The following is an 18345-nucleotide window of genomic DNA, read 5'->3' as shown; positions in this document are numbered from 1 at the left end:
GCGCATCCGCTCCGTTCTGCACCCATTGCGCCTATTGCGCTCGCACCGAAACGCCACCATTGCCAAGTTGCAGACGCACGCTAGCTCCAAAGCCCAACAATTTGACCCGAAGATTCCTCACAGCCAATGACCAATCCGCTTCTGACCGATCAACCCCTGCCTGAGTTCGCCGCCATACGCCCCGAGCACATCGACCCGGCACTGGACAAGCGTCTGGCCGAGTGCCGCGCGACCATCGCCGCCGTCACCCGCGATCCGGACAAGGCCACCTGGGAGAGCTTCATCGAGGCGGTCGAAGCGGCCGATGAGCGTCTCAGCCTCAGCTGGTCGCCAGTCAGCCACCTGAACGCGGTGATGAATTCCGAGGCGCTGCGCGAGGCCTACAACGCCGGGCTGCCCAAGCTCAGCGAATATGGCACCGAGGTCGGGCAGAACCCGGACCTGCTGCGCGGGTATGAAAGGGTTGCCCGCGAGCCTGGCCTCGACGCCGCCCAGCGCAAGATGCTCGAGCACGGCATTCGCGGGTTTCGCCTCTCCGGCGTCGACCTGCCAGAGGACAAGAAGGCCCGCTTTCGCGAGATCAATCAGCGCATGACGCGCCTGACCAGCCAGTACGAGGAGAACCTGCTCGACGCCACCAACGCCTGGCACAAGCAGATCACCAACGAAGACGCGCTCGCCGGACTGCCCGAGTCCGCCCTGGCACTAGCCGGCCAGCAGGCGCGCGAGCGCGACATCGACGGCTGGGTGCTGACGCTCGACATGCCCTCCTACCTGCCGGTGATGATGTATGCCAAGGACGCCGAGCTGCGCCGCGAGCTCTATGAGGCCTACAGCACCCGGGCATCGGATCAGGGCCCGCATGCCGGGCGCTGGGACAACGGACCGCTGATGGAAGAAATCCTCGCCTTGCGGCATGAGCAGGCACAACTGCTCGGCTTCGCCAACTATGCCGAGCTATCTCTGGCACCCAAGATGGCGCGTTCCACCTTGGAGGTGATGGAGTTTCTCACCGATCTTGCCGCGCACTCGGTCGCGCGTGCCCGCGCCGAGTTGGAGGAAGTCCGCGCCTATGCCGCCTCCGAGCTTGGCCATCAGGCGCTCGAGCCCTGGGATGTCGCCTACTTCTCCGAACAGCTGCGGCAGCACAAATACACCATCAGCCAGGAGGAGCTCAGGCCCTATTTCCCCATCACCCGGGTGCTGCCCGGCCTGTTCGAGACCGCGCGGCGACTGTTCGACGTGCGCATCAGCGAGGCCGAAGCCCCCGGGCTCTGGCATCCGGATGTGCGCTTCTACCAGATTCACGACAGCGACGGCGAACTGCGCGCCCAGTTCTATCTCGACCCCTTCGCGCGCCAGAAAAAGCGTGGCGGTGCCTGGATGGACGTCTATGCCAACCGCTACTGGAGCAACGGCCACCGACAAATTCCGGTCGCCTATCTGGTGTGCAACTTCTCCCCGCCGGTCGACGGCAAGCCGGCACTGCTGACCCACCAAGAGGTGCTGACGCTGTTTCATGAGTTCGGCCACGGGCTGCACCACATGCTGACCCGCATCGACTACCCGGCCGTCGCCGGCATCAACAATGTACCCTGGGACGCCGTCGAGCTGCCGAGTCAGTTCATGGAAAACTGGTGCTGGGAGCGTGAGTCCCTGGACCTGATCTCAGGTCATGTCGAGACCGGCGAGCCGCTGCCGGATGATTTGTTTGAGCGCATGCGCGCGGCGCGCAATTTTCAGTCGGCGATGCAGATGGTGCGTCAGCTCGAGTTCGCGCTCTTCGACTTCCGCCTGCACAGCGAGTTCGACCCGGCTGCCGGCGCGCGCATCGGGCAAATTCTTGATCAGGTGCGCGACCAAGTCGCGGTGATGAAACCACCAGCCTTCAACCGCTTCGCCCACGGCTTCTCGCACATCTTCGCCGGCGGCTATGCAGCCGGCTACTACAGCTACAAATGGGCCGAGGTGCTGTCAGCCGACGCCTTCTCGCTGTTCGAAGAACGCGGCATTTTCGATGCCGACACCGGCCGCTCTTTCCGGGAAAACGTCCTTGAGAAAGGCGGTGCGGCCGAGGCCATGGACCTGTTCATCGCCTTTCGCGGGCGCGAACCGACCACGGATGCTTTGCTGCGTCATAGCGGCATCAGCCCGCCAGTGCCAGAGGCGCAACCAACCGCTGGCAGCTATTGAATACTCAATCCCTGTGGGGCGGTGCCGGGATACCTAAAGATGAAACTTTGTGAATCACGCTCCAGGCCTTTATGATCCCGATGCGCGACAATAGACCCGAAAGGCAATTTGGCGTTTAACTTACTCACCGGCCCGAGACTTCAAAGTCTGGAGTGGATCAGAAAATGCTTGGAAACTTAAAGCTCAGAACTCAACTTTTTTCGGGCAACGCTCTAATTCTGGCCCTCATGATTGGCATTTCAATCGTGGTCTACACGAGCATTAAGTCACTGCTTCAGAATTTTCAGTGGGTCAACCACACTCATGAAGTACTCGCCGAAGCGTCCAGCATCGAAGCTGCCGCCGTCGACATGGAAACGGGCATGCGCGGCTATCTACTTGCGGGAAAGGAGGGGTTTCTCGACCCGTACAAGAGCGGGAAACAAGCATTTGATGCACTAATTGGCAAGCTGTCAAAGACCGTCGATGACAATCCTGCTCAGGTGCAATTGCTGGCGGAGACCAAGGAAACCATCGATCAGTGGCAAGTCAATGTCACCGAGCCGGCCATCGAACTTCGACGAGAAATCGGCGACGCGAAGACCATGAACGACATGGCCAAGCTGGTTCGAGAAGCCCGGGGCAAGCAATACTTCGATGCGTTTCGCGGGCAGATTGCCACCTTTATCGAACGCGAACAGCAGCTGATGCAACAGCGCCAGGCCAAGGCAAGAACAGCAACCGATATTGACGAACTCAGGCAATTGGCGGGCTGGGTAGATCATACCTATGAGGTGATCGCGAGCGCGCAGGCGATCCTTGGCGCCGCGGTCGACATGGAAACCGGGATGCGCGGCTACCTTCTCGCGGGCAAGGAGGAATTTCTCGAACCCTACACTACCGGCAAGGCCAACTTTTATGAGTTAGTCGCTTCCTTGTCGAAAACCGTGGACGACAATCCCGCTCAGGTTACTCTGTTGGAAGAGATCAACACAACCATAACTGACTGGATCAACAATGTTGTTGAAGTCCAAATCAATCTGCGCCGCGAAATTGGTGATGCCAAGACCATGGATGACATGGCCAGGTTGGTTGGAGAAGAAAAAGGCAAGGTGTTCTTCGACAAATTCCGTGAACAGATTAAGACCTTCAAGGGAAGGGAAGAGGCGTTGATGGGCACGCGGATGAACAGCCTTGAAACCACATCGGCGCGGGCGATCAATACCGCCATCTTCGGAACCTTGTTAGCGGTCATCATCGGCGTCGCCATTGCGGTGCTGCTGACCCGCATTATCATGAAGCAGCTGGGTAGTGAGCCGGCCGTGATTGCCGATATCACACGCCGCGTCGCTGACGGCGACCTGGCGGTCAAGTTTGATGAAACCAATCTGCAGGGCGTCTATAAGGATATGTTCGCAATGGTCGAGCGCCTCCGTCAGATCGTCGGTGAGGTTCGTGTGGGTGCGGATAATCTCTCCTCGGCCTCGAGCGAGGTGAGCTCGACGGCGCAGGCACTGAGTCAGGGTGCAACTGAGCAGGCGGCCAGTGTGGAGCAGACCACTGCAAGCATCGAACAGTTGAACTCATCGGTGCAGCAAAATACCGAGAATGCCCGCGTCACCAATGGCATCGCCAATAGCTCGGCGGATGAGGCCCGGCGCGGCGGCGAAGCCGTCAAGCGCACGGTCGATGCCATGAAAGAAATCGCCGGCAAGATCGGCCTGATCGAAGATATTGCCTACAAGACCAATCTTCTCGCGCTCAACGCCGCCATCGAGGCAGCACGCGCGGGCGAGCACGGCAAGGGCTTCACCGTGGTGGCCGCCGAGGTGCGTAAGCTTGCCGAAAACAGCGGTGTCACTGCTCAGCAGATCAACCAACTTGCCACCGGCAGCGTCAGCATCGCCGAAGAGGCCGGCAAGTTGTTGAACCATATGGTGCCCAACATCGTCAAGACAGCGGACCTCATCGAAGAGATCACAGCCGCATCCGGAGAACAGGCCTCGGGTATCGGGCAGATCAACGATGCCATGAGCCAGCTCGACAAAGCCACCCAACAGAATGCCTCCTCGTCCGAGGAGTTAGCGGCAACGGCCGAAGAGCTGAGCGGTCAGGCCAGTCAGTTGCAGGAGACGATGGCCTTCTTCCGCACCGAGGCCGGGAGTCAGCACGCCACACCGCGTACTGCGTTGCGCACGCTCACAAGCAGCTAACCTTCTGCTCGGCCTGGAGACCGAAACCTTGGCCCTGCTCTATACTGTTTTTATAAACAGTATAGAGCAGGGCCTCACCAGTGTTTCACACCATTGCCGACACGCGCACCGCTCAACCTGAGCCCGATTACGCCGAGCTCTGTTGTCAGAGTCATTTTTCTTTTCTTTCCGCCGCCTCCTCGCCGGAGGAATTGGTCCTAGCAGCCAGCGCGCTGGGCTATCGAGCACTGGCGCTGACGGATGACTGCTCCCTGGCTGGCTGCGTGCGCGCCCATGTCGCGGCCCGGTCGCACGGGCTGGCGCTCATCATCGGCAGTCTGCTGGAGCTTGTCGACGGCCCGCGGCTGCTAGTGCTGGCGACGAATCTGACCGGGTATCGTGAGCTCTCCACGCTGATTGCGCGCGGTCGCCGCAAGGCACCCAAAGGCCGGTATCAATTGACGCGCGCCGATTTCGTGTCCTGCTTGAAGGTTGGTCCGGAGCCCGGTTCACAGCTGGCGCACTGCCTGGCGATCTGGCTGCCGGGTCTGGTGTCCGTGCCCGCTTCGCTACTAGCGGAACATGGCGCCTGGCTGCGCCAGCAGTTCCCCGGACGTGCCTGGCTTGGTATTGCGCTGCATCGCCAGGGGGATGACCGGGCCAGACTCGCCGAACTGCTCGCGCTGGCCGAAGGCTGTCAGCTGCCGGCGGTTGCGGTCGGCGAGGTGCTGATGCACGCACCGGAGCGCGCACCTTTGCTTGATGCCTTGACCGCCATCCGCCACAACAGCCCGATTGCGCGCCTTGGCACCCGTCTGGCCGCGAATCGCGAGCGCCATCTGCGCCCGCGCGAGCGCTTGGCGCGCATCTACCCGCCAGAGCTGCTGCGCGAGACTCTGGTCATTTCCGAGCGTTGCCAATTCTCGCTCGCTGAGTTGCGCTATGAGTACCCGCAAGAAGTTGTGCCGGCGGGCCTGACCCCCATCGCCCATCTGCGCACCCTGACCGCAGCCGGTGCCGGGCGGCGCTGGCCAGATGGCGTGCCAGAGAAGGTCCAGCGCTTACTTGCGCACGAGCTAGAGCTGATCGACGCACTCGACTACGCGCCCTTTTTCCTGACCGTCTTCGATATCGTCGAGTTCGCCCGCGCGCGCGGCATCCTGTGCCAGGGGCGTGGTTCGGCGGCCAACTCGGCGGTCTGTTATTGCTTGAGTATCACGGAGGTTGATCCCTCGCGCATGGAGTTGTTGTTCGAGCGCTTCATCTCGCGCGAGCGCAACGAGCCGCCGGATATCGATGTCGACTTCGAACACCAACGCCGCGAGGAGGTCATCCAGTACATTTATGCCAAGTATGGCCGCGACCGTGCGGCCCTGGCGGCCGAGGTGATTTGTTATCGGCCCAAAAGCGCGCTGCGCGATCTCGGCAAGGCGCTCGGGCTGCCCGCCGACAGCATCGACCGGCTCGCCGGGCAGCGCCACTGGTGGGACGGGCAGGCGCTGGACGAGGCAGAGTTGCGCGCCCATGGTCTCGACCCCGATAGTCGGCCGGTGCGCTGGCTTAAGCGGCTGCTGCCAGAGCTGATCGGCACGCCACGGCATCTGTCGCAGCATGTCGGCGGCTTTGTCATCAGCCGCGGACCGCTGGCCGAGCTGGTGCCGATTGAGAACGCCGCCATGCCCGGGCGCACGGTGATCCAGTGGGACAAGGACGACATCGACGCGCTCGGGCTGCTCAAGGTCGATTGCCTGGCGCTTGGCATGCTAAGCGCGATTCGCCGCGCGCTGGATCTAATCAGCGACTTTCGCGGTCGGCGGCTGACGATGGCCGATGTCCCGCCGGAAGACCCGGCGGTGTATCAGATGATTGGGCGCGCCGAGACCACCGGGGTATTTCAAATCGAATCGCGCGCGCAGATGGCGATGCTGCCGCGCATCAAGCCGGCCTGCTTCTACGACCTGGTGATCCAGATCGCCATCGTCCGGCCCGGGCCCATCCAAGGCGACATGGTGCACCCCTATCTGCGCCGGCGCGCGGGGCTGGAGCCGGTCAGCTACCCGTCCGAGGAGGTCCGCTCAGTGCTTGGGCGGACCTTGGGGGTGCCGATTTTTCAGGAACAGGTGATCAAGATCGCCATGGTCGCGGCTGGCTTCGACGCCGGCGAGGCCGACCGGCTGCGCCGTTCCATGGCTGCCTGGAAGAAGCGCGGGGGCTTGGGACATATCCGCCAGCGCCTGCTCGATGGCATGCGCGCACGCGGCTACGCACCGGCCTTTGCCGAGCAACTTTACCGGCAGATTTTGGGCTTTGGCGAATACGGATTCCCAGAGTCCCATGCCGCCAGCTTTGCGCTCTTGGTCTATGTCTCGGCCTGGCTGAAGTGCCAAGAGCCGGCCGCCTTCTTTGCCGCGCTCTTGAACAGCCAGCCGATGGGGTTTTATGCCCCGGCGCAACTGGTGCGGGCAGCCAAGGGGGAGGGGGTCGAGGTGCGCCCGGCGGATGTGCGCAGCAGCGACTGGGATTGCACCTTGGAGGCGGATGCACGGGGTGCGCCGGCGCTGCGACTGGGCCTGCGTCTGGTCAAGGGGCTAGGCCGTGGCGGTGGCGAACGTCTGGTCGCGGCGCGCGAGCTGGGGGATTATTCCTCGGTGGCGGAGCTGGCCAGTCGCGCCCGGCTTGACCGGCGCGATCTGAACGCCCTGGCTGCCGCCGACTGCTTGCGCGGGCTGGCCGCAGATCGCCACCAGGCGGCCTGGCAGGTTAGCGGATATCAGGTGCCGCTACCGCTGTTTCAGCAGGTCGAGGAGGCGGGGTCGGCGGATCCCTGCCCGACATTGGCGGCGCCGAGCGAAGGGGAAAACATCGTCGCTGACTATGCCAGCCTGGGCTTGAGCCTGCGTCGCCATCCGCTCGCCTTGCTGCGTCCGCGTCTGAACAAAAAACGGCTGCTGAGCGCGGCCGAGGCGGATCAAGCCATCAATGGCCTGTGCATCGACACCGCCGGGCTGGTCATCAATCGTCAGCGCCCGGCATCGGCCAACGAGGTGACCTTCGTGACCCTGGAAGACGAGACGGGGCATGTGAATTTGATCGTCTGGCGCCAGATCGCCGAGCGCTATCGCCAGCCGTTACTCAACGCCAGTCTGCTGCGGGTGCGAGCGCAGGTGCAGCGCCAGAGCGGGGTAACGCACTTGATCGCCAGAACCCTGCACGATGAGACGACACTGCTGAATACCCTAGTGGGGCGTCTCCAATACCAGTCGCGGGATTTTCACTAAGTGAATTGGGGTGGGGCTGGGATGTTGGAGGCGGCGCATGCGCGGGCGATGTAATGGCTCGGGATCAGGCTATCCGCCGGATCCCGAGCCTTCTGGTCCATAACGAGTATCAGCCACTGGCGGCGACGCAAAACTAGATGCCGGGGCGTGCTGCGAGACAAGCAGTCGCAAGGAGAACCTCAGGATTTGGTTTGATCGGCCACCGCACCATTTGGCCGTACTTCTGGTGCCTGCTTAGCTGCCTGAACCAGAGGTGCCTGAACCAGAGGTGCCTGTGGATCCTTTTTTGTCGCCTTTGCCGTCGCCACTGCCTTTCTTGCTGCCGGGTTTTCCGCGACAATGGCCGGACACTGAAACCCCATCTTTGCGCTTGTATGGGTCCACCCAATAACACCCAGCTGTCGATTCACAGGCTGGCTTTTCCATGCCTTTGCAAGTCGCCGCCAGTGCATTTCCTGTCGCGGCGAAACCGAGTGCCGCAGTTAGAAAGACCGTCGTAACAATAAGTTTGTTGCGAAACATGGATATTTCCTCCTAGCAATGAGTGATGGATTCGGCAATATAATCACGTCTGAACACTTTGGGAGGCCAGAGCCTAACACGAGAAACTCATCCGGGGCAAAACTCAAAAGGAAAATTATTTTTCCTATTCGTGGTTGCTTGCGGTCAGTATCAGCGTCTTGGACGCATCGATACCAGACCCCGACACAAGGGCCTGTTTTGCGTCCGGCAAAATCTTCGGTTGCTTGGACATTCCCGACACGAACGCGCAAAATTCAGGGTCTTTCCCTCAGGCGTGCCAAGTGCGCGCCTGGCGACTTACGAACTCCCAAACCAGACAACAACACCATGGCGCAATACATCTACACCATGAATCGGGTCGGCAAGGTGGTGCCGCCCAAGCGCGTGATTCTGCGCGACATCTCCCTGTCCTTTTTCCCCGGTGCCAAAATCGGCGTGCTGGGGCTGAACGGCTCCGGCAAGTCTTCGCTGCTGCGCATCATGGCGGGCATCGATACCGAGATCGAAGGCGAGGCGCGCCCCCAGCCCGGTATCAAGGTCGGTTTTCTGTCGCAGGAACCACAGCTCGACACGGCCAAGGACGTGCGCGGCAATGTCGAGGAGGCGGTCGCGCCCATCAAGCAGGCGCTGGAGCGACTTGACGCCGTCTATGCCGCCTATGCCGAGGAAGACGCCGATTTTGATGCCCTGGCTAAAGAGCAAGCGGAGCTGGAAGATTTGATTCAGGCGACCGACGGGCACAATCTGGACCGCACGTTGGAGGTCGCGGCCGATGCGCTGCGCTTGCCGCCCTGGGAGGCGGACGTGACCAAGCTCTCCGGTGGCGAGCGCCGGCGCGTCGCGCTGTGCCAGCTCTTGTTGTCCAAACCCGACATGCTGCTGCTCGATGAGCCGACCAACCATCTAGATGCCGAATCGGTCGCCTGGCTGGAGCGCTTCCTGCACGATTATCCCGGCACCGTGGTCGCCGTGACCCATGATCGCTACTTCCTGGATAATGTCGCCGGCTGGATTCTGGAACTCGACCGCGGCCACGGCATTCCTTGGGAAGGCAATTATTCCTCCTGGCTCGAACAGAAAGAGAATCGTCTGGAGCTCGAACAGAAGCAGGAGGCTTCGCGCATTAAGGCCATGAAGCAAGAGCTCGAATGGGTGCGCACCAATCCCAAGGGCCGTCAGGCCAAGAGCAAGGCGCGTCTGGCCCGCTTCGACGAGCTGCAATCGCAGGAATTCCAGACCCGCAACGAGACCAATGAGATTTACATCCCGCCAGGCCCGCGCTTAGGTGATCTGGTCATTGAGGCGAATGGGCTGGGCAAAGCCTATGGCGAGCGGCTGCTGTATGAGAATCTGTCATTCAATCTGCCCAAGGGCGGCATTGTTGGCGTGATTGGCCCGAACGGTGCTGGCAAGACCACGCTGTTTCGCATCCTCACCGGCAAGGAGCAGGCCGACTCAGGTGAACTCCGCGTCGGCGAGACGGTGGAGATCGCTTACGTCGATCAGAGCCGCGACGCGCTCGATGACAGCAAGACGGTGTGGGAGGATATTTCCGACGGATTAGACAATATCGTCGTCGGACGCTTTGAGATGCCCTCGCGTGCCTATGTAAGCCGTTTCAATTTCAAAGGTTCGGATCAGCAAAAGCGCATCGGCGATCTCTCGGGCGGCGAACGCAACCGGGTGCATCTGGCCAAGCTACTGAAAAGCGGCGGCAACCTGCTGCTGCTCGATGAGCCGACCAACGATCTGGATGTCGAGACCCTGCGCGCACTCGAAGAAGCCCTGCTGACCTTCCCCGGCTGCGCGGTGGTTATCAGCCATGATCGCTGGTTCCTGGACCGCATCGCCACCCACATCCTGGCGTTCGAGGGCGACTCGCAAGTGACCTGGTTCGAGGGCAACTACGCCGACTACGAGGCCGACCGCCATCGCCGCCTGGGCGACGCAGCCGATCAACCGCATCGGATCAAGTACCGGCCTTTGCATGCCTGATACCTAGAACCTTTCCAATGAGCGAGAAGAAGAAATTCCTCAAGCGCGCGACCCGATTGATGAAGCGAGTGGAGGCTTTGCTACCGGCGCCAACGGAAACGCCGGACTTTGATGCCCAGAGCTTCCGCTGGCGCGGCGGCGGGCGGGATGGCCGGCTTGAGGCCGTGCGCCGCCCGCACCGCTTGGCGCTGGATGACCTGCTTTGCATCGAGCATCAACGCGCGGTAGTCGAGCGCAATACCCGGCAATTTCTGGCTGGTCGCACGGCCAACAATGTGCTGCTGTGGGGCTCGCGTGGCACCGGTAAGTCCTCTCTGATTAAAGCGATTTTTACCACCTATGCCGACCAGGGACTGCGGCTGATCGAGGTCGATAAGGCGGATCTGATCGACCTGCCCTATCTGCTCGAGGCCATCGACGGGCGCGAGGAGCGTTTTATCGTCTATTGCGACGATCTCTCGTTCGAGGCAGCCGAGTCCAGCTACAAAACGCTCAAGGCCGTACTCGATGGCTCCATCAGCGCGCCGCCGGACAACCTGCTGATCTATGCCACCTCCAACCGGCGTCATCTGCTGCCGGAATTCCAGCAGGAGAACCAGCAGGCGCAACTGATCGACGGCGAGATCCATCTCGGCGAAAGCACCGAGGAGAAGATCTCCCTGTCGGATCGCTTTGGCCTCTGGCTGTCCTTTTATCCTTTCAGTCAGGAGCAATATCTTCGCGTGGTCCATCACTGGCTCGCGCGCCTCAATGATGCCCAATCGGTTGCCGCGCCGGCCGACCTTGAGGTCATCAACCGCAAAGCCCTGCAGTGGGCACTAACCCGTGGCTCGCGCAGCGGCCGAACCGCCTGGCAGTTCGCGCGCGACTGGGCCGGGCGGTTGGCGTCGGACGAACTAACCTAAGGCACCGCCATCCGTTTCGCGCATTGAGAATTCCGCGCGGGCCGCAAGACTCTTAAAGATACCTCTGGCGGGCTTGGGCCAGCGCCCCGGTCTCAGCCCCAATAAAGGAGTTCCCGTTATGGCCCATGACACGGAAACCGATCCATCACTTCCTCGGCTCGCCATGCCGCCGCAACGGCTGACAACCGAGGGGCAACCGCGACTGGTTGGCATCGAAATCGAATTTGGCGGACTGACGCTCGAGCAGACCACAGCCTTGCTCGTCGACCACCTCGGCGGTGACCTGCGCGAAAGCGGGCGCTACGAGGCCGTGATCTGCGGCGACTCGGCCGGTGAATGGCGGGTCGAGCTGGACTTTGAACTGCTCAAGGAGCTTGGCCGCCGCAAGCGCGTCGATGACGATCAGGATGTCCCCTTTGAAACCTTGGTCAAGGATGGCATCGAGCAGATGCTCAAGCTCATTGCCGAGCCGCTGGTGCCGGTCGAGATCATCAGCCCGCCGCTGCCGCTGGAACGCTTGGGCGATGTCCAATCGCTGATTGTGCACCTGCGCAAAGCCGGCGCCCTGGGTACCGGCGACAACCCGATCTACGCTTTTGGCCTGCAGCTCAACCCGCAGCCACCGGCGCTGGACGCTACCACCCTGCTCAGCCTGTTCAAAGCCTATCTGTGCCTGGCTGACTGGCTGCGCAAGCGCGCCGAGGTCGACTTGACCCGGCGGCTGACATTCTTTGCCGATCCCTTCCCGAAAGACTATGTCCGCGCAACCATCGCCCCCGACTACTGGCCGGATCAGGCGGGATTCATCGACGACTACCTGGTCGCCAACCCGACCCGCAACCGCGAGCTCGACCTGCTGCCGCTGTTCGCCCATCTCGATGCCGAGCGCTTGGCGCGCGTGGTCACCGACGCCCGCGTCAAGGCGCGGCCCACATTCCACTACCGCCTGCCAAATAGCGAGATCGACCAACCCGATTGGGGCCTGCACCTGGCCTGGAACGACTGGGTGGAAGTCGAGCGCCTGGCGGCCGACGCCGAACGCCTGAACGCCATCTGCGTCGCCTATGCCGCGCACCTGGACCAATCTCTGGGCGCACGCTTGACGAGCGGGCTGGAAGGCTGGGTGCAGGAGAGCGAACAATGGCTAACGCCGACATCCGACCGCTGATCGGCATCACCGGACCGCGGCACGGCGCGCTCATGCCGCGCGGATTGGTCGCGCTTGGCGTGTGGATAGCCGGCGGACAGCCACGGCAGCTCTATCCTGGCATCGCCGAGGATGCGATCGATTCACTCGCCGGGCTTGTCGTCACCGGCGGCCATGATGTCGATCCGGTGCTCTATGCGGCGGCGCCCGAGGTGACACCCAAAATCGACACTGAGCGCGATCGCTTCGAGTCTGCAGCGATCGACCGGATGCTCGCTCGGCAGCGCCCGCTGCTTGGCATCTGCCGTGGCGCCCAGCTGCTGAACGTCCGCCGCGGCGGGAGCCTGTTTCAGGAACTGCGCTCGCGGCGGAAACAAACCTCCAACCGCTGGACGATCTTTCCGCTCAAGACCTTGCTGATCGAGGCCAACACCGCGCTGCATGACCGCTTTGGCTGCGGACGCTGCTGCATCAACAGTCTGCACAACCAAGGCATCGATCGACTCGGCGGGAATCTTCGCATCGCCGGACGCGATCTCGATGGCATCGTTCAGGCGGTCGAGGACCCGGACGCAGACTACGTTGTCGGTGTGCAGTGGCATCCGGAATTTCTGCTGTATCTCAGCCGCCAGCGCCGGTTGTTCCGTGACCTGATCACCGCCGCGTGCGCGCCGCTCTGATCAGCACCCGCTTAAGCGAAACCGCGCGCTGACGATGGACGCCTATCTTGGCTTGTTCGCCATTTCCTTTCTTGCCGCGACGCTGCTGCCCGCTTACTCCGAGGTGGTCTTCGCCGGCCTGCTGACCACCGGCTACGCGCCCTTTTCGCTCTGGCTCTGGGCCACCGCCGGCAATACCCTGGGCGCAGCCCTCAACTGGGCAATTGGGCGTTGGCTGCTGCGCTATCGCGAACGTCCCTGGTTTCCGTTCAAAGGGGCGGGGCTCGACACCGCCCAGCGCTGGTTTCAGCGCTGGGGTGTGTGGTCGCTGCTGCTGGCCTGGGCGCCGGTCGGCGGTGATGCGCTGACCTTCATCGCCGGGCTGATGCGAGTGCGCTTTCTGCTGTTTCTGCTCTTGACCGCAACCGGCAAGGGGCTTCGCTATGCCGTGCTGCTCGGGTTAGTCGAGCTCGGTCGACCACTGTGGGCGACAGCCTAACGATCATAGTGCGGCAATCACCTCTGGAGACGCAGCTACTGTTTTGCTTAGACGTTCATGGTCCGACACCATCTCGGAGGATGAAGCCTCGGAGGATGAAGCTGCTGTTTCACGGCAAGGTACCCGTCATTTCCTGCCGCCTCTCGCAGGCAGCCTTCCTCGTCCCAATATCTGCGTATCACACATGAGTTTTCGGTTGCTGGCGGGAGCGCCCGTTATGTTATGCCACGCCGCAATCGCAGCTCATGCGGGTACATCACACTTGACAGAGCTGGATTTTATCCTATGAAAAGCAGTCCATTCCTGCCTGAATTCGACCGGTTGCCGAGTATTGTGCCAATTTTCCCGCTGGCTGGCGTCGTGGTCCTGCCGGGCGTACAACTGCCACTGAATATTTTCGAGCCGCGGTACCTGAGCATGGTGCAACATGCGCTGGCCGAGCAGCACATCATCGGGATGGTGCAACCCGCCGGCAGCGATGAAGACTCCATTCACCGTATCGGCTGCGCCGGGCGAATCACCTCCTATAGTGAAACCAATGACGGACGTATCGTCTTGGTGCTGAGTGGATTTTGCCGCTTCCGCGTGCTTGAGGAAGCCGAGCCCGTCAGCGGGTTTCGGCGCGCTCGCGTGAGTTGGGATGAATTTGCCGGCGATTACAACACCGAGCAAACCAGCATTACAGATCGCGAGCGCTTCATCGGCTCCCTGCGCAGCTTCTGCACCCGCCGCCAGGTTGAAATCCCCTGGGACGACATCGCGGAAATGGCCGATGATGATCTGGTCAATCTGCTCTGCACCCATTTGCCGCTTGATGCCGGCGACAAGCAGGCGTTGATCGAGACCGTCGCACTTGAGGAGCGCGCCACCCTGATGCGCGGGCTGATGGATATGTCAGCTCTCTCAAGCAGCGATGGCACCGTGCAACGGCACTAAATGCGCACAAGCAGCTTGAAATTCGTCAACCTGACCACTATTCGCTTGTTATTGATAGGGTTATAGTAGATAGACATAAAGTATCGACCCAAAACCCAAGGCTTATTTCCGATCACGATAATTTGAGGACACGAAAATGGCAGTTACTCTGACGGATGCCGCGGCGCGACATATCTCCGGAATGATCGACAAACGCGGACATGGGCTTGGCATTCGCATTGGCACCAAGAAAAGCGGCTGCACCGGCTTTGCCTACGAAGTCGATTACGCCGACCAGGTCGACGACAGCGATCAGATCTTCGAAAGCCACGGCGTCAAGGTCATCGTGGATGCAGACAGCATGCCGCGCATTGACGGCACCGAGGTGGATTTCGTCAAATCCAGCCTGCTGAACGAGGGGTTCGAATTCCGCAACCCCAATGTGAAAGACGCTTGCGGTTGCGGCGAATCCTTCAACGTCTGAAGCGCCATCATGCAGTCCGCCATCACGCAATCCAGCCGCATCCAACTCACCAGCACCTGATGACGACACACCCATGACCAGTTCAGCATCAGCACAGCCATCGGCCAGCGAGCAAATCGCCGAGATCATCGACACCTTCGAGCTGCTCGGCGATTGGGACCAGCGCTATGAGTATTTGGTCGAGATTGGCGAAAAGATGGCGCCCATGGACCCTGCATCCAAAACGGATTCCAATCTGGTGAAAGAGTGCATGAGCACCGTGCATGTCGCCCCCAGTCCGGATGGCAACGGCCAGCTGAGCTATCAAGGCGATTGCGACACCGCCATCATCAAGGGGGTGGTGGCGCTGCTGGTGGGCTTGTTCAGCGACAAGACCCCGGCGGAAATTGAGGCCCTGGATGTCGATGAGCTCTTCACCGGGCTGCAACTCGAAGAGCACTTAAGCCCGAACCGCCACGTTGGCGTCTATGCCATCGTGAACAAGATGAAAGGTCAGGCACAAGCATTCGCCTGAAACGCCAGTGCTGCAGATTTGGTCCTGGGAATCCGCGCCCCTTCGGCAACCTGGTTCAGCAACTCCGGTCGCAAGCGCAACCGCTGAACAAGTACCGACGCAGAAAAGCCAACATCACCTCACGCACCCGCGCGCTATCCGCTGGGGCGATTCGCGTTCGCAACATTCGTTGACGCCTGCCTGATATCAAACTCAAACATTCCGTCAAGCCCCAAGCCGATGTCCTAGGGCTTTTTTCGTCTGTGTCTGCGGATGAAGCGGTTGCTGCAATCAACCCTTGGGCGGCCTCGCCGTCATTTCAGCCCGAAATGCCGGTGCATTTTCGCGTTAAAGTCTTAACGCCACCGCCGTCGGTGCCAGATAATGGGCGTACATTTTTGGCGGCAGCAGCCTGCGGACGCGGCTTTGCTTTTCGTTGCTGACCGCTGACGCTTTTTCGCCCGCAACCCAACAAGGGACATTATGACTCAGGTTCGCGACATTCTCGTCACCAGCGCTTTGCCCTATGCCAATGGGCCCATTCATATCGGCCATCTGGTCGAGTACATCCAGACCGACATCTGGGCGCGTTTCCAGAAGATGCGCGGTCACAACTGCTGGTACGTCTGCGCCGACGACGCCCATGGCACACCCATTATGCTCAAGGCGCGCGCCGAGGGCATCTCCCCGGAGGCACTGATCGAGCGGGTCGCGGCCGAGCACCAAGCGGATTTTGTCGCCTTTCGCGTCGGCTTCGACAATTATCACTCGACCCACTCGCCCGAGAACCGCCATTTCGCCGAGTTGATCTACAGCCGCAACCGCGACCAGGGCCATATCGCCCGGCGTGAGATCGAGCAGGCCTATGATCCGGTGGAGAAGATGTTCCTGCCGGATCGCTTCATCAAGGGCGAGTGCCCCAAGTGCGGCGCGCCGGATCAGTACGGCGATAACTGCGAGGCCTGTGGTGCTAGTTACTCCCCGGCGGAGCTAAAAAACCCGCGCTCAGCGGTCTCTGGTGCGGTGCCGGAGATGCGCCGCTCGGAGCATTATTTCTTCAAGCTCGCGGACTTTGAGCCCATGCTGCGCGACTGGACGCGCGGCGGCGGCCTGCAAAAGCAAGTCGCCAACAAGCTTGATGAGTGGTTCGACGCCGGTTTGCAGGAATGGGATATCTCGCGCGATGCGCCCTACTTTGGCTTTGAGATCCCGGACGCACCGGGCAAGTTCTTTTACGTCTGGCTCGATGCGCCTATTGGCTACATGGCAAGCTTTCAGCACCTGTGCGAGCGCACGCCGGGTCTGGAGTTCGACCACTTCTGGGCGCCCGACTCCCCTGCCGAGGTCTATCACTTTATCGGCAAGGATATTATCTACTTCCACGCCCTGTTTTGGCCGGCGATGTTGACAGGCGCTGACTTCCGCGCACCCACAGCTGTCTTCGCGCACGGCTTTTTGACCGTCGATGGACAGAAGATGTCGAAATCACGCGGGACCTTCATCAAGGCGCGCACCTATCTCGACCATCTCAACCCTGAGTATCTGCGCTATTACTTCGCCGCCAAGCTCGGTCCTGGCGTGGATGATATCGACCTCAGCCTGGAGGATTTTCAGGCGCGGGTGAATGCCGATCTGGTCGGCAAAATCGTCAATATCGCCAGCCGCACGGCGTCTTTCATCCACAAGCGCTTCGTCGGCCGACTCTCGGCAACACTGCCCGAGCCAGCGCTCTTCGCCGAGTTCGCCGTCGCCGGTGAGAGCATTGCCGCCGCCTACGACAAGCGCGAACTGGGCCGAGCCATGCGCGAGATCATGGCACTGGCTGACCGCGCCAATCAGTACATCGACGAACAGGCGCCCTGGGTGATCGCGAAAGACCCAAGTCGCGAGGCCGAACTGCACGGTGTCTGCACCCAGGGGCTCAATCTGTTTCGGCTGCTGATCGGCTGGCTGCGCCCGGTGCTGCCCGGCACTGCCGAGGCGGCCGAAGCCTTCCTGCGCATCGCGCCACTGACCTGGGATGCACTGCCCAAGCCGCTGTTGGATCATCAGGTGGAGAAGTTCAAGCCGCTGATGACGCGCATCGAGCGCAGCCAGATCGATGCCATGCTGGCCGCTTCCAAAGCCGATCTGCAAACAACGGACGCGAATGCTGACGACACCGGTACGGGGGAGCCTGCCGCGCCACTGGACCCGTCGCTTGCAGAAACCATCGACTACGACAGCTTCGCCAAAGTGGATCTGCGCATCGCCCGCATCATCGAAGCGGACTACGTTGATGGCGCTGACAAACTGCTCAAGCTACGTCTTGATCTGGGCAGTGAGCAGCGTCAGGTCTTTGCCGGCATTCGCGCAGCCTATGCGCCTGAGACGCTGGCTGGGCGCCTGACGGTGATGGTCGCCAACCTCGCCCCGCGCAAAATGCGCTTCGGTGTATCTGAGGGCATGGTCCTAGCCGCCGGCCCTGGGGGCAAGGAGCTCTTTTTGCTCTCTCCCGACAGCGGCGCAGAGCCTGGTATGCGGGTCAAATAAACGCCGGTAAACGCCGGGCTCTGGCGCAAGCGAGCCCGTCAGGCGCCCTCCGCTGGCCCCGCAGTGCGAGGTCTTCTGCGAGCGCGCTTGGGCGATTTTCGCCTTGGCGCCCCGGCATCGGTCTCCCCGGCATTCAGCGCGGGATTGCCGTCGGGTTTATTGCGCCTTGGGGCATTGCCTTTCTTGGGATTTCCGTCGGCTGTGACGCGCACATCCTTGGAACGCGGCGGGCCATTGGGCCGGCCGTCATTTGAGCGGGCGGCATTGGAGCGCTGACCATTGGGCTTGGGGCCGCTGGATCTCGCACCATTCGCGCGAGCGGGTCGCGCGCGCGATGGCTCCGCCCCGGGTGGAGGCGCGATGCGATTGGCGGGCGCAAGCATGATCTCGAGCTCATTGAGCTCGTCCCACTGCTCATCGGTCCTGTCTTGATCAGGGATAGCCCTGAGCGCGCGCAGGCGGCTACGTGGAGAGGTCGTTTGGTGTTCACTCATGGAGCGATAGACTCAGCCGGCGGCTGATCTCTTAACTGTTCCGATTGATCGGTCATTA

At 61.4% G+C, this 18345-nt stretch carries 14 protein-coding genes; 12 read left to right on the top strand and 2 right to left on the bottom strand.

What is annotated here, in order from left to right; translation table 11 throughout:
* Positions 1-126: 126 nt before the first annotated feature.
* From prlC to Thiosp_RS01290, 3 genes are all read left to right on the top strand, one after another.
* Entirely contained in the window at positions 127-2193 is a 2067-nt protein-coding gene (gene prlC, locus Thiosp_RS01300; RefSeq protein WP_201069116.1) for an oligopeptidase A, read from the top strand.
* A 164-nt stretch (positions 2194-2357) separates the two neighbouring features.
* Positions 2358-4385 carry a CHASE3 domain-containing protein gene (locus Thiosp_RS01295; protein WP_201069118.1) on the top strand — a complete coding sequence of 676 codons (2028 nt, stop codon included), beginning with the start codon at positions 2358-2360 and terminating at the stop codon, positions 4383-4385.
* A gap of 80 nt (positions 4386-4465) precedes the next feature.
* A complete protein-coding gene (locus Thiosp_RS01290; RefSeq protein WP_323696797.1) occupies positions 4466-7642 on the top strand; it encodes an error-prone DNA polymerase in 3177 nt (1058 codons plus the stop codon).
* 234 nt (positions 7643-7876) lie between these two features.
* Here Thiosp_RS01290 and Thiosp_RS01285 read toward each other — a convergent pair whose 3' ends face one another.
* Positions 7877-8164 (bottom strand): hypothetical protein, encoded by a 288-nt coding sequence (locus Thiosp_RS01285; RefSeq protein WP_201069120.1) that lies wholly within the window; start codon positions 8162-8164, stop codon positions 7877-7879.
* A 327-nt stretch (positions 8165-8491) separates the two neighbouring features.
* Here Thiosp_RS01285 and ettA point away from each other — a divergent pair, with 327 nt between their 5' ends.
* The 9 genes from ettA (at position 8492) to metG (ending at position 17793) form a co-directional block, all read left to right on the top strand.
* Positions 8492-10159, top strand: coding sequence for an energy-dependent translational throttle protein EttA (ettA, locus tag Thiosp_RS01280; RefSeq protein ID WP_201069122.1), 1668 nt, complete (start codon positions 8492-8494; stop codon positions 10157-10159).
* Positions 10160-10176: 17 nt separating this feature from the next.
* Complete coding sequence (locus Thiosp_RS01275; RefSeq protein WP_201069124.1) at positions 10177-11064, top strand: ATP-binding protein; 888 nt, start codon at positions 10177-10179, stop codon at positions 11062-11064.
* Positions 11065-11182: 118 nt separating this feature from the next.
* The gene (locus Thiosp_RS01270; protein WP_242519002.1) at positions 11183-12232 is read left to right on the top strand and encodes an amidoligase family protein; all 1050 of its coding nucleotides are present in this window, start codon (positions 11183-11185) and stop codon (positions 12230-12232) included.
* Positions 12205-12891: a gamma-glutamyl-gamma-aminobutyrate hydrolase family protein gene (locus tag Thiosp_RS01265; RefSeq protein ID WP_201069126.1), complete on the top strand. Its 687-nt coding sequence runs from the start codon at positions 12205-12207 to the stop codon at positions 12889-12891. The genes Thiosp_RS01270 and Thiosp_RS01265 overlap by 28 nt, the downstream gene beginning before the upstream one ends.
* A gap of 34 nt (positions 12892-12925) precedes the next feature.
* On the top strand, positions 12926-13369 hold the full coding sequence (locus Thiosp_RS01260; RefSeq protein WP_201069127.1) for a YqaA family protein: 444 nt from the start codon (positions 12926-12928) through the stop codon (positions 13367-13369).
* Positions 13370-13654: 285 nt separating this feature from the next.
* A complete protein-coding gene (locus tag Thiosp_RS01255; protein WP_201069129.1) occupies positions 13655-14305 on the top strand; it encodes an LON peptidase substrate-binding domain-containing protein in 651 nt (216 codons plus the stop codon).
* 136 nt (positions 14306-14441) lie between these two features.
* Positions 14442-14768 (top strand): HesB/IscA family protein, encoded by a 327-nt coding sequence (locus Thiosp_RS01250; RefSeq protein WP_201069131.1) that lies wholly within the window; start codon positions 14442-14444, stop codon positions 14766-14768.
* A gap of 73 nt (positions 14769-14841) precedes the next feature.
* Positions 14842-15282: a SufE family protein gene (locus Thiosp_RS01245; RefSeq protein ID WP_201069133.1), complete on the top strand. Its 441-nt coding sequence runs from the start codon at positions 14842-14844 to the stop codon at positions 15280-15282.
* A gap of 462 nt (positions 15283-15744) precedes the next feature.
* Positions 15745-17793 (top strand): methionine--tRNA ligase, encoded by a 2049-nt coding sequence (gene metG, locus Thiosp_RS01240; RefSeq protein ID WP_201069135.1) that lies wholly within the window; start codon positions 15745-15747, stop codon positions 17791-17793.
* Positions 17794-17831: 38 nt separating this feature from the next.
* Here metG and Thiosp_RS01235 read toward each other — a convergent pair whose 3' ends face one another.
* Positions 17832-18287: a hypothetical protein gene (locus Thiosp_RS01235; RefSeq protein ID WP_201069136.1), complete on the bottom strand. Its 456-nt coding sequence runs from the start codon at positions 18285-18287 to the stop codon at positions 17832-17834.
* Positions 18288-18345 lie beyond the last annotated feature (58 nt).

It is taken from the genome of Thiorhodovibrio litoralis (assembly GCF_033954455.1).
In the GTDB taxonomy this organism is placed as follows: Bacteria; Pseudomonadota; Gammaproteobacteria; order Chromatiales; family Chromatiaceae; genus Thiorhodovibrio; species Thiorhodovibrio litoralis.
Note: the sequence above shows the minus strand (reverse complement) of the source record. Positions and strands in the feature narration are given on the sequence as shown.